We start from the raw sequence: 12,717 nt of genomic DNA, 5'->3' as shown, positions 1-12,717 counted from the left end.
TTCTCGGTCCTTCCGTTTCTTTATAGGATGTCCAACAGGTATACCCTGATATCCTGTTGGACTGAATTGTATTTATTCAAACGGTATGGCCGTACTTCGTATGTTTTTTGAGCGTATAGGGCAAGGCGATTTTACAGTTCGGCAAATTTTTGCAGGAGTCCCCTAACTTTTTGTGTGCTCTCTACATAATATTTGGCCGCTGTTTTTTGTATGCCCACTTTTACGGTGACCGTGCTTTCCGGTAATTCTTGAAACATGAACTCGTCTGTCCAGTCATCGCCGATGGCAAAGACAAAATCGTATTCGTCCTCACCCAGGATCCGTACCGAAGCCCGGCCCTTGTTTACGTTACTGCTCTTTACTTCCACCACTTTGTTTCCGTTGAGCAGGCTCAGGTCGTCGGTGCCGATAAGGCTGGTCAAGGTTGTGGAAAGCTCCATGGCGCGTTTGCTACCAAAATCGGGATCGGTTTTTCTGTAGTGCCAGGCCAAGCTATAGTTCTTCTCTTCGATAAAACTTCCCGGTGTACGGTCTACAAAGGATTCCAATACGGGGCGCACCTTTTCCATCCAGTCGTTCTTAACGTTTTCCAGCATTCTAAAGGGTTCGCCTTCCTGCGAGATCCATACCCCGTGCTCAACGATCATATTGTACTTTTTGGGCAAGAACCATTGGGTAAAGGTATCTTTGTCTCTACCGCTTATTAAGTAAAGAACGGTATTGGGTTGCTCGTTCAATATGTCCAACAGTTCGTATAATTGTTCGTCGGGACCTGCTTTTTGCGGGTCGTTGTGAAAACCGGCGAGCGTTCCGTCATAATCGAGGAATAGTAATCTTTTTTTCGCTTTGGAATATTGTACGGATATAGACTCCAATAACTTATCGGTCAGTTTACGCGAAACATTGGCCGCATCGCGTTCCTTTTGCGATTTAAGCGAGGTCATAAAGTCGTTGGCCCATTTTTCCACATTGTAGCGTGCCAATCTCTTTTGCAGTATTGAATTCCGGGCTTTTTGTTCTTCTACCGGCATGTTTATCGCTTCGTGCAAGGCATCGGCCGTTTGTTCAAAGTTATTGGGGTTGACCAGTAGTGATTCGTTCATTTCGTTGGCCGATCCCGCCATTTCGCTCAGGATCAAAACACCGGTTTTGTCGGTTCTGGTGGCGATGTACTCTTTGGCTACCAAATTCATACCGTCGCGCAGTGGCGTAAGCCAGGCAATATCACTGGAAGTATAAAGGTCGATAAGGTTTTCAAAGGGCATGGATCGGTAGAAATACCAGATGGGGGTCCAGCTTACGGTTGAAAACTCACCGTTTATACGGCCCACAAGCTCGTCTATCTCCCTTTTCAATAATTGGTACTGTGGCACATTGGATCTGGAGGGGACGGCCAATATGATCAACCTTACCTTCTCTTTATATTGTGGATATTTATTTAGAAAATACTCAAAGGCGTTCAATCGTTTGGCAATTCCCTTACTGTAGTCCAAACGGTCTATGGATAAAAAGAATTTGGCTTCGGGGTCGGTCTTCTTATGGGCATTTAAACGTTGCTGTAATTCCGATTGTTCATCTTCGGCCCTGTTGTAGTGTATTTTGGCCGCATCGCTGAACTTCTTGTAATCGATACCCATAGGAAAGGAATCCACTTTGATCAACCGGTCGCCCATGGAGATATCGTTAAAGCTCACCTCCAGCCCCAACAAACGTCTTACGGAGCTAAGAAAGTGTCTTTCGTAGTCGTAGGTATGAAAACCGATAAGGTCGGAGCCTAAAACGCCTTCCAACAGTTCTTCACGCCAAGGTAGTGTCCTGAAAATTTCGAAAGAGGGAAACGGGATGTGCAAAAAGAATCCTATGGAAACATTGGGTCGTTCTTTGCGGACCATTTGTGGCACCAACATGAGTTGGTAGTCGTGCACCCAAATGGTATCGCCGTCTTCCGCTTTTGCCAAAATGGCATCGGCAAATTTTTGGTTTACCTTCTTATAGGTATTCCAATAGTCCAGTTGAAACTCGGAATACTCTAAAAAATAGTGGAACAAAGGCCAGATAGTCCGGTTACTGAATCCGTAGTAAAAGCCGTCCACTTCCTTTTCGGTAAGCTTCACCTTGGAAGAACCGTGCGCAGCAAGGGCCTCATCGATCTTAGGTTCCAACTCCGGTACAATATCCTCTTCCGTGAGTCCGCTCCACCCGATCCACAAGCTGTCTCCGCTCGAATGTACAGATTTCATACCTGTAGCTAAACCGCCAACACTCGGTATTGCGGTAATGGTTCCGTTGCTGATTTGCAACTGAACGGGTAGTCTATTTGAGATTATGATAGTTTTGCCCATAAATCGGATATTTTGCGGTGTTTTATATTTAATTTCTCTAAATTTCGTGAAAAAGAAGGGCAATTACAATACGAACCCTGATTGAATTAACAATTTTATTGAATGGATAGTTTAGACTACGGAATAATAGGAAATTGTCGAAGTGCAGCATTAATATCTAAGACGGGTAGTGTCGATTGGTGCTGTTTACCAGAATTTGATTCCCCTTCGGTATTTGCGAAACTTTTAGATGAGGAAATCGGAGGGAGTTTTGAGTTTTTGGTCGATGAAAAATATACTATAGAACAACGATATGAACCAAGGACCTGTATTTTAATAACCACGTTTACCGATGGGGATAATTGTTTTGAAGTCCATGATTTCATGCCGCGTTATCATAAAGAAGACGGTAGCTATGTGGCTCCGCCCGAATTTATAAGATATATTAGGTTGGTAGAGGGTAAGCCAAAGTTCAAGGTACGCTACGACCCCAAATTGGAATATGCCCAAGGGGAGACCAAGAGTTATATTAAAAAGGATTTCATTGCCAGCTTAACCCATGAAATCAAGTTTGATACCGTATTTCTTTATACTTCCTTTGATAAGGAAGCCGTACTGTACGGAAAGGAAATCAGTTTGACCGAAGATGGTTTTTTCTTAATGGGCTATAACGAGAAAATATTCCCGACCACAACGAACAAGGCCTATTTGGAACTAGAGAGTACCAAGGTCTATTGGTTGAACTGGTCTGCTCGGACACCCATATATAAAAAGTTCAACGAAGAAATTTCAAGGAGTGCGCTAACCCTAAAACTATTGAGTTACGATAAAACCGGTGCGGTATTGGCCGCAGCTACTACCTCCTTGCCCGAAACCATAGGGGAGGTAAGAAACTGGGATTATCGTTTTTGTTGGATTCGCGATGCTTCCATGGTAATAAAAGTGGTGTCTGAATTGGGCCATAAGAACATAGCCCGACGCTATTTGAAGTTTATTATCGACTTGATTCCCGATAAGGCCGAGAAACTACAGATTATGTACGGGATCAACAAGGAGAAAAAATTGACCGAGGAAACCTTAGAGCATTTAAGCGGTTACAAAGGGTCAAAGCCAGTACGTATCGGAAATGCCGCATATCACCAAAAGCAGAACGATATTTATGGGATCCTTATGGATGTAATCTACGAACAGATGGTAAAGTTTAGCGTAGATATCGAAAACGGTGAAGACTTGTGGTCGATTACCAAGGGAATCGTTTGGATCGTTGGAAACCATTGGCATGAAGCGGATAAGGGGATATGGGAATTCCGTACCGAAGACCGGCACTTTACCTTCTCGAAAGTATTGTGTTGGACGGCTTTGGATAGGGCCATAAAGGTGGCGGAAATGTTAGGAAAGCACCATAAAATAGAAAAATGGAAGCCCTTGAGGGAGGAAATCTGGAACGATATCTACGAAAATGCCTGGAACGAGGAAGTAGGGGCGTACACCCAATCGTACGGGTCCAAACATTTGGATGCCTCCGTTTTACTTATGGAATCTTACGGTTGCGTTGACGCCTCCGATGAGCGTTATAAGAGCACGGTAAGGGCCATTGGTAAGGAGTTGAGCAATGATGGACTGCTATATAGATACAAGAATGAAGACGATTTTGGACTGCCTTCATCATCGTTTACGGTCTGTACTTTTTGGTATGTGAACAGCTTGTTTAAAATTGGGGAACACGACCAGGCGCTTGAGCTATTCGAAAAATTACTCGGGTATAGTAACCATTTGGGACTCTTCAGTGAAGATTTGGATTTTAAGACCAAAAGGTTGCTGGGGAACTTCCCGCAAGCTTATTCCCATTTGGCATTGATCGAGTGTGCCGTTAACTTTTCAAAAAAAGATTCCAACGAGGATATCAAGGAGTCTATGCGTGCGTAAGTCCTTTTTTATAAAAGAAATCCAATAATAAAAAAACACCCCGGCCGGGGTGTTTTTTATTTCTCATCCATTCATAAACACTAATCGAAAGTGTATCCGTTATCAGCGGCGATTCGATCTGCGATTTGTGTGCGCAGGGCAACCACATTGGGATTGTTCGTGTATTTGGTGAAACGTTTCAAGCCCATAAGCATCATACGTTGCTCGTCACCTTCGGCAAAAGAGACAATGGCCTCTTTCCCTTTTTGGATTATGGTTTCGGTAGCATTGTATAAGTACAATTTAGACATGGCGATCTGGGTTTTTTGGGAATCCTCCCCAGAGCGTTTCGCATTTTTCTCGGTTCTCAAGATGGTACTTTCGGCCATGTATACTTCAATCAGTATATCGGCGGCGGCAAGCATCAATTGTTGGTGTTTTTCCAATTCAGGACCAAATTTTTGAACGGCACTTCCGGCAACCATCAAGAAGACTTTTTTCAACCTCTTGATCAAATCTTTTTCTTCGGCAAACAACTCTGAAAAATCAGGGGTATCAAACGATGGGATTCCCATTAATTCTTCACCTACTGCCGTAGCCGGACCTAATAGGTCTACATGGCCTTTCATTGCTTTTTTAACCAGCATACCAACGGCCAGCATTCTGTTGATTTCGTTGGTTCCTTCGTAAATACGGGCGATACGGGCATCTCTCCATGCCTTTTCCATTGGGGCATCGGCACTAAAGCCCATTCCTCCGAAAATCTGAATACCTTCATCGGTGGTGTTTTGAACATCTTCGGAAACGGCCACCTTTAAGATAGAACATTCGATGGCGTATTCTTCAACACCTTTTAATTCGGCCTCTTGATGCGAATTGCCTTCGGCTTCACGAATGGCAATACGGTCTTCAATGTTCTTGGCGGCACGATAACTGGCCGATTCACCGGCATAGGCATTGGTGGCCATATTGGCGATTTTGGCTTTGATCGCGCCAAAATTGATAATCGGTGTCTTAAATTGAATGCGTTCATTGGCATAGGTCACCGCCTCTTTGATTACCCGTCTTTGGGCATCTAAGCAGGCTGCGGCCAATTTAATACGGCCTATGTTCAAGGCGTTCATCGCGATCTTGAATCCGTTGCCCCTTTCAGAGAGCATATTTTCTACCGGTACTTTGGTGTCGTTAAAGAACACCTGACGGGTCGAGGAGGAGTGGATCCCTAATTTTTTTTCTTCATCACCGAATGAGATACCGTTTTCAGGGTCGTTCTCAACAATGAAACCGGTAATGTTCTTATCGTCTTCTATACGGGCAAAAACAATGAAGAGGTTACAAAAACCAGCATTCGAAATCCACATTTTCTGTCCGGTAATGCTGTAGTATTTTCCATCGTCGGAAAGTACCGCTTTTGTTTTACCCGAATTGGCATCAGATCCCGCGCCAGGTTCGGTCAAACAATAGGCACCGAACCATTCGCCAGAAGCCAATTTAGGAACATATTTCTGTTTTTGCTCTTCGGTTCCGTACAGGGTGATAGGCATAGTACCAATACCTGTATGTGCACCGAAAGCGGTACTAAAAGAACCTGTAGCCCCCGAAATATAGTCACAGACCAACATGGTAGAAACAAAGCCCATGCCCATTCCTCCATAAGATTCGGGTACGGCAACACTTAAGAGTCCGAGTTCGCCCGCCTTGCGCATACACGCTTCGGTGTAGGCGTAATCTTTCTTTTCAAAGCGTTCCCAATGCGCCCATAGTTCGCGATCAACGAACTCCTTGGTACTTTCGCGCATCATTTTCTGCTCTTCGTTCAAATCTTCTAAAGTGAAGATGTCTTCGCAATTGGTCTCTTTTACCAAAAACTGACCACCACGTAGAATTTCTTTGCTCATAGTTTTTTGCTTAATGTTAGTTTTCTTGTGTTAGTTCAAAAATTCGTAGATGCCGGCAGCGCCTTGACCTGTACCTACACACATGGTTACCATGCCGTACTTGCCTTGCATATTCCGTTTTCTCATCTCATCGAATAGTTGCACCGATAATTTGCCACCGGTACAGCCCAATGGGTGCCCCAGTGCAATAGCACCTCCGTTAACGTTTACGATGTCTTGGTTCAATCCGAGTTCGCGTATTACCGCAAGTGATTGTGAAGCGAAGGCTTCGTTCAACTCGATAAGCTCTATGTCATCTTGTTTTAGGCCAGCCTGTTTTAAAGCTTTTGGAATGGCGGCAACCGGACCGATACCCATAATTCTTGGGGGTACGCCGGCAGCGGCATAATTCACCAAACGGGCGATAGGCTCAAGATTAAGTTCCTTGACCATATCTTCGCTCATTACCAATACAAATGCGGCACCATCGCTCATCTGCGAAGAGTTACCTGCGGTAACGCTACCACCGGCTGCAAAAACGGGGCGTAATTTATTCAGTACCTCTATGGAAGTTCCTTTTCTAGGGCCCTCATCTTTGGTCACGGTGTATTTTCTAGTGGCTTTTTTTCCATTTTCGTCAATGTAGGTTTGCTCTACTTCAATAGGAACGATCTGATCTTGAAAACGGTCTTCCGCCTGCGCCTTCAAAGCTTTCATGTGCGAATTGTAAGCAAACTCATCTTGGTCTTCACGAGATACTTTGTACTCGTTGGCTACAGCTTCGGCAGTATTTCCCATGCCCCAGTAGTAATCTTCATGGCCTTCACTTACCAAATCGTAGTTCAATTCGGTTTTATATCCCGTCATAGGGACGGAACTCATACTTTCGGCCCCACCGGCTATAATACAATCGGCCATTCCCGCCTGAATTTTTGCAGTGGCAATACCAATGGTTTCAATACCTGAAGAACAAAAACGGTTTACCGTAACCCCGGGAACATCAACAATGTCTAGTCCCATTAAAGAAATCAATCGGGCCATGTTCAGCCCTTGCGATCCTTCTGGCATGGCGTTACCAACGATGACGTCATCGATCCGTTTTTTATCAAAATCGGGCAATTCTTTCATCATGTATTCAATGGTCTCCGCGGCGAGCTCATCTGTTCGCTTGAACCTAAAAACACCTTTCGGAGCTTTTCCGACAGCCGTTCTGTATGCTTTAACTATATATGCAGTTTTCATTTTAAATGGTATTGAGTATTGAGTTTATTGTATTGAGATCTATAATGTTTTTTGAAACGAATAATTCATTTTTTGAATTTCAACACAAACGTCAATTACTGGTTTTACTTTTTCTTTTTTTATTAAGTTTAATTCGATTAAGAGTATTAACTGAGTTTGAAGTTCATAAGCTGAACCATTTGCAATACTCAAAAAATGTTTAAACTCTTTTTGCGAATTTCTACCAGCTCCTTCTGCTATATTTGAAGGAATTGATACAGAGCATCTTTTAATTTGAGAAACTAGCCCGTATTTTTCTTCGGAAGGCAAATCAGCTGCTAGTAGATAAATGGATTTAGCTAATTCAATAGCCTTCTTCCATATTTTTAAATTTTCTACTTTATGCATTATATCTAATTTCCCAATTCTAATATCTCAATACTTATTTATAATTAATTTCTTAAAGGTTTACCTGTCTTTAACATGTGTTGGATACGCTCGAGCGTTTTGCGTTCGGTACAAAGCGATAAGAAAGCCTCACGCTCTAAATCCAATAGATATTGTTCGTTTACCAAAGTAGGCTCCGATAAATCGCCACCGGCCATGACATAGGCCAATTTATTTGCGATTTTCTTGTCGTGCTCACTGATGTAGTGGCTAGCTTCCATAGAATCAGTGCCCACTAAGAACATACCCAAAGCTTGTTTACCAAGTACTTTGATATCTTTTCGTTTTACGGGTTGTGTATATCCGGCTTCGGCCATCAGTTTGGCATGTGCCTTAGCTGTCGCAATCTGGCGGTCTTTGTTCACCACTACGATATCTTTTCCATGTTGAAGAATACCTAAATCATAGGCTTCGTAAGCCGAAGTAGAAACTTTGGCCATACCGATGGTCAAGAAATACTCTTGCAAGACGTTTAGTTCAACATCGTTCTTTTTAAAGGTATCCTGTGCTCTCACGGCAAACTCTTTTGAGCCACCTCCACCGGGGATAACACCAACACCAAATTCTACAAGACCGATATAGGTTTCTGCCGCAGCTACGACCTTATCCGCGTGAAGTGAAAGCTCACATCCACCACCAAGGGTCATGCCGTGTGGGGCAGAGACCGTAGGGATAGCCGAGTAGCGCATACGCATCATCGTATCTTGGAACATTTTAATAGCCATATTAAGCTCGTCATATTCTTGCTCAACGGCCATCATAAAAATCATACCGATATTGGCCCCTACAGAGAAGTTTGCCGCTTGGTTACCGACAACCAAACCTTGAAAATCTTTCTCGGCAAGGTCAATGGCCTTGTTCAGACCGGCAAGGACGTCACCGCCGATGGTGTTCATTTTCGACTGAAACTCGACATTTAAAATGCCATCGCCCAAATCTTCGATAACAACACCACTGTTTTTAAATACCTCTTTGGTCTTTCTGATATTATCTAAAATGATAAAGGCATCTTGTCCCGGTATTTTTTCCATGGACTTTTTAGGGATATCATAGAAATAAGAAGCCCCATCTTTCACCGAATAGAACGAGTCGTGTCCGGAAGCTTTCATTTCTTTTACCCAAGCAGCGGCCTCTAGGCCTTCGGCTTGAACGAATTCCAACCCTTTATCCAAACCAACGGCATCCCAAATTTGGAAAGGTCCGTGTTCCCAGCCAAAACCGGCTTTCATAGCATCGTCAATCTTGTAAAGTTCATCGGTTATTTCAGGAATCCTGTGCGATACGTAAGCGAATAATTGACCGAAGCTCTTTCGGTAAAACTCGCCGGCCTTATCTTTTCCTCCAACTAATACGGCAAAACGGTCCACCACCTTATCAATGGTTTTGGTAAGCTCTAGCGTGGCGAACTTGGCACTTTTCTTTGAACGGTAGTCCATCGTGTCCAAATCCAAGGTCAAGATTTCCGTCTTTCCGTCCTTATCTTTTGATTTTTTGTAGAACCCTTGTCCGGTTTTGCTTCCCAACCATTTGTTTTCCATCATGGTATCGATGAAATCGGGGAGTTTAAAAAGTTCTAACCTTTCATCGTCCTTACAATTTTCGTGAATACCGTTGGCCACGTGTACCAAGGTATCGAGTCCGACCACATCAACGGTTCTAAAGGTAGCCGATTTGGGTCTGCCGATAACGGGACCGGTAAGTTTGTCAACCTCTTCAATGGTCATGCCCACGTCTTTCACCGTGTGGAAAAGGCTTTGAATACTAAAAATACCGATGCGGTTACCAATAAAGGCTGGGGTATCTTTGGCTACAACAGAAGTCTTTCCTAAGAACTTCTCCCCGTATCCGTTCAAAAAGTCAAGGACTTCTTGAGAGGTTTTCGGGCCAGGAATGATTTCAAAAAGTTTTAAGTATCGTGCCGGATTGAAGAAATGCGTTCCGCAGAAATGCTTTTGGAAGTCATCACTTCGGCCTTCGGACATAAATTTGATAGGGATACCCGATGTATTAGAGGTAATCAAGGTACCGGGAGTACGGTATTTTTCAAGATTTTCGAAAACCTTCTTCTTGATATCAAGACGCTCTACCACAACTTCTATGATCCAGTCTACCTTACTCACCTTGGCGATATCGTCTTCAAGGTTTCCCGTGGTGATACGCGAGGCGAATTTTTGATGATAGATGGGTGAAGGTTTAGATTTCAAGGCTGCCGTCAATGAATCGTTTACCAATCGATTGCGTACGGCCTTGTCTTCAAGGGTTAATCCTTTTGCTTTTTCCTTATCGTTCAACTCTCTAGGAACGATATCGAGCAATAACACTTCTACTCCGATATTTGCGAAATGGCAAGCAATGCCACTCCCCATGATTCCGGATCCAATGACTGCTACTTTTTTAATATGCTTGTTCACGATGTAGTTATTGGGTTATTAATTAATCTGTTTTTGGATCAAGTGCACCTTGACCGCCTATTGGGTTATCGTTGGTATAAATTGTTTTTTCCGCTATGAGTTCGTTTATGGTTTCCATAACTTCAAAAAAGGTATTTATCTTTTCTTCGGATAAACTGTTCCTGACCGATTCGTTAAATTTTAAGACCACGTTTTTTGAATCGTTTCTTTTTTCGAGACCGAAGTCTGTCAAATAGATAAGAACACCGCGCCCGTCATTAGGGTTGGGTTTTCGTTCAATAAGGCCTTGTTCTTCCATCCTTTTTAGAATACGCGATAAGCTCGTAGCTTCCATGCCCATTTTGGGCCCCAAGGCTGTGGAGGGAGTGCCGGTCTTAGGGTCGACACTCAATAGGGTAAAACCCACGGCCATGGTGGAATCGAATTTTTTGGCTTCTTCATTGTACATACGGGCTACCGCTTGCCATGTGGCACGCAGCGCGTAGTCTATTGTAATATCTTTCATACATAAGGTGGGTTGTCGGTTATCAAATATACAAAAATATATTATGCATGCATAATATATTTTTGATTTTTTAAACCAATTAAACAACCTTCCTACGAAGAAATTACCTTATTCGTAAAGGGGTAGGGTCCTTTTTGGGAAAAGAATATTTTCGGGCGAAAATTTATAGCGTTCGAAGGGAGTGCCTATGAACGCCCATAGATGTCGTTATAGAGATCCATATATTTTTCTTTGACAATTTTACGTCGAAGTTTAAGGGTAGGGGTAAGATGCCCTTCATTAATACTCCAAACATCGGGGGTTAGACGAAATTGTTTCACTTTCTCCCACTTGGCAAATTTTTCGTTAGCCAGGTCGACCTCTTGTTGGTAGCGTGCCAAGACCTGCTCGTTCTTAATGATTTCGGAATTGCTTGAAGCCGATATGTTGTGTTTAGAGGCCCATTCGTGTAAAAAGTCGAAATCGGGCTGAATGAGGGCTGCGGGCATTTTTTCTCCCTCACCGACAACCATGATCTGTTCGATAAAACGAGATTGCTTGAAGCGGTTCTCTAAGAGTTGGGGTGCTACGTACTTGCCGCCGGAGGTCTTGAACATTTCTTTTTTACGGTCGGTGATCTTTAAAAAGCCGTCACTGTCCAATTCTCCGATATCGCCGGTGTGGAAATAGCCGTCTATAATCACCTCTTCGGTTTTCTGTGGGTCTTTGTAATAGCCCAACATTACCTGTGGGCCTTTTATACAGATTTCCCCGTCACTGGCAATCTTTACTTCGGTACGGTCTATTGGTTTTCCGACCGTGCCTATGCGGAAACCTCCATCGCGCATGTCGTTTACCGAAATGACCGGTGATGTTTCCGAAAGGCCGTAACCCTCCATGAGCCCGAATTCAGCAGCGTTGAAAATACGTGATAAACGGGGCTGTAAGGCTGCACTTCCTGAAGCGATCAAGCTTAGGTTGCCGCCTAGGCCTTCTTTCCATTTGCTAAAAATTAATTTTCTGGCGAGGGACAATTGCTGTTCGTACCACCAACCGTTCTTGCCGTAGGGCTCATATTTTAACCCTAGGTTTACCGCCCAAAAGAACAAGGCTTTTTTAATGCCTGATAGTTCGGCGCCCTTGGCGTATATTTTATCATACACTTTCTCTAGAAGCCTAGGTACGGCCGTCATTACATGAGGTTGTGTTTCCTTAAGGTTCTCGCTGATCTTATCGAGTGACTCCGCATAGTATATGGTTACGCCCCTGAATTGGTACAAATAGATCAACATACGTTCGTACACATGGCATAAAGGCAAGAAACTAAGTGCCTTGGTCTTGCCGTCTTCTATGGGAAAGCGCTTTGAGCTTTCCAGGGCGTTGCTGACCAGGTTATTGTGCGATAGCATCACTCCTTTAGGTCTTCCGGTGGTTCCCGATGTATAGATAAGGGTGGCCAAATCGTCTGACTTGACCTGTTTTTTTAATTGTTCTACTTCCTCTTGATTAGAGGTGTCGGCACCGAGTTCAAGTACTTTCTTCCAATTATCGCATTCGCCGATTTCATCGAAGGAATAGATATGATCAAGACTCGGCACCTGGTCTTTTACCGAACTCACTTTTTTGTAGACCTCTTCACATGAAACAAAACAAAGTTTAGCCCCTGAGTGGTTCAGTACATAAGCATAGTCTTCTTCCGAAATAGTGGGATAAATAGGAACGTTTTGCGCGCCTAGTTGAAGAATGCCGATATCCATAATATTCCATTCCGTTCGGTTCGTCATCGATATGACGGCAATTTTATCATTAGGGCGTACCCCCATTCGCAGTAGGGCACGGCTCATGGCGTTGGCTTGGTCTATATATTCTTGGGTCGATGTGGAAATCCACTTGCCATCCTTTTTGGAGACGAGTGATTTTTCCAGATTGAATTTTTCCAACTGATAGTAGGGGAAATCAAAAAGTCGGCTAATTTCTTGCATAGTATATATCTAAAAGGTCCTTGCAAATTAGGGAAAGAACACGGGATTTTAAAACAGCTTTCATAAAAT

General features: G+C 43.5%; 8 protein-coding genes. 1 reads left to right on the top strand and 7 read right to left on the bottom strand.

Going from position 1 to position 12,717, the window contains the following annotated elements; all coding sequences use genetic code 11:
• Positions 1-131 precede the first annotated feature (131 nt).
• Entirely contained in the window at positions 132-2,342 is a 2,211-nt protein-coding gene (locus tag ZOBGAL_RS00500) for a bifunctional alpha,alpha-trehalose-phosphate synthase (UDP-forming)/trehalose-phosphatase (RefSeq protein WP_013991487.1), read from the bottom strand.
• Positions 2,343-2,444: 102 nt separating this feature from the next.
• Between ZOBGAL_RS00500 and ZOBGAL_RS00495 the strand changes: the two genes are divergently transcribed.
• Positions 2,445-4,247, top strand: coding sequence for a glycoside hydrolase family 15 protein (locus ZOBGAL_RS00495; RefSeq protein ID WP_013991486.1), 1,803 nt, complete (start codon positions 2,445-2,447; stop codon positions 4,245-4,247).
• An 80-nt stretch (positions 4,248-4,327) separates the two neighbouring features.
• On the opposite strand, the gene ZOBGAL_RS00490 is transcribed toward ZOBGAL_RS00495, so the two are convergent.
• The 6 genes from ZOBGAL_RS00490 to ZOBGAL_RS00465 form a co-directional block, all read right to left on the bottom strand.
• The gene (locus ZOBGAL_RS00490; RefSeq protein WP_013991485.1) at positions 4,328-6,124 is read right to left on the bottom strand and encodes an acyl-CoA dehydrogenase family protein; all 1,797 of its coding nucleotides are present in this window, start codon (positions 6,122-6,124) and stop codon (positions 4,328-4,330) included.
• Positions 6,125-6,154: 30 nt separating this feature from the next.
• Positions 6,155-7,345 carry an acetyl-CoA C-acyltransferase gene (locus tag ZOBGAL_RS00485; RefSeq protein WP_013991484.1) on the bottom strand — a complete coding sequence of 397 codons (1,191 nt, stop codon included), beginning with the start codon at positions 7,343-7,345 and terminating at the stop codon, positions 6,155-6,157.
• 39 nt (positions 7,346-7,384) lie between these two features.
• The gene (locus ZOBGAL_RS00480; protein WP_013991483.1) at positions 7,385-7,732 is read right to left on the bottom strand and encodes a four helix bundle protein; all 348 of its coding nucleotides are present in this window, start codon (positions 7,730-7,732) and stop codon (positions 7,385-7,387) included.
• 44 nt (positions 7,733-7,776) lie between these two features.
• Positions 7,777-10,182 (bottom strand): 3-hydroxyacyl-CoA dehydrogenase/enoyl-CoA hydratase family protein, encoded by a 2,406-nt coding sequence (locus ZOBGAL_RS00475; RefSeq protein WP_013991482.1) that lies wholly within the window; start codon positions 10,180-10,182, stop codon positions 7,777-7,779.
• Positions 10,183-10,204: 22 nt separating this feature from the next.
• Positions 10,205-10,687 (bottom strand): MarR family winged helix-turn-helix transcriptional regulator, encoded by a 483-nt coding sequence (locus ZOBGAL_RS00470; RefSeq protein ID WP_013991481.1) that lies wholly within the window; start codon positions 10,685-10,687, stop codon positions 10,205-10,207.
• 185 nt (positions 10,688-10,872) lie between these two features.
• Positions 10,873-12,648, bottom strand: a complete 1,776-nt coding sequence (locus ZOBGAL_RS00465) for an AMP-dependent synthetase/ligase (protein ID WP_013991480.1) — start codon at positions 12,646-12,648, stop codon at positions 10,873-10,875.
• Positions 12,649-12,717: the final 69 nt, after the last annotated feature.

Source organism: Zobellia galactanivorans (genome assembly GCF_000973105.1).
In the GTDB taxonomy this organism is placed as follows: domain Bacteria; phylum Bacteroidota; class Bacteroidia; order Flavobacteriales; family Flavobacteriaceae; genus Zobellia; species Zobellia galactanivorans.
Note: the sequence above shows the minus strand (reverse complement) of the source record. Positions and strands in the feature narration are given on the sequence as shown.

Coding starts and splice junctions, on each gene's coding strand:
- ZOBGAL_RS00500 (WP_013991487.1), bottom strand. CDS start 2,342: ATGGGCAAAACTATCATAATCTCAAATAGACTACCCGTTCAGTTGCAA.
- ZOBGAL_RS00495 (WP_013991486.1), top strand. CDS start 2,445: ATGGATAGTTTAGACTACGGAATAATAGGAAATTGTCGAAGTGCAGCA.
- ZOBGAL_RS00490 (WP_013991485.1), bottom strand. CDS start 6,124: ATGAGCAAAGAAATTCTACGTGGTGGTCAGTTTTTGGTAAAAGAGACC.
- ZOBGAL_RS00485 (WP_013991484.1), bottom strand. CDS start 7,345: ATGAAAACTGCATATATAGTTAAAGCATACAGAACGGCTGTCGGAAAA.
- ZOBGAL_RS00480 (WP_013991483.1), bottom strand. CDS start 7,732: ATGCATAAAGTAGAAAATTTAAAAATATGGAAGAAGGCTATTGAATTA.
- ZOBGAL_RS00470 (WP_013991481.1), bottom strand. CDS start 10,687: ATGAAAGATATTACAATAGACTACGCGCTGCGTGCCACATGGCAAGCG.
- ZOBGAL_RS00465 (WP_013991480.1), bottom strand. CDS start 12,648: ATGCAAGAAATTAGCCGACTTTTTGATTTCCCCTACTATCAGTTGGAA.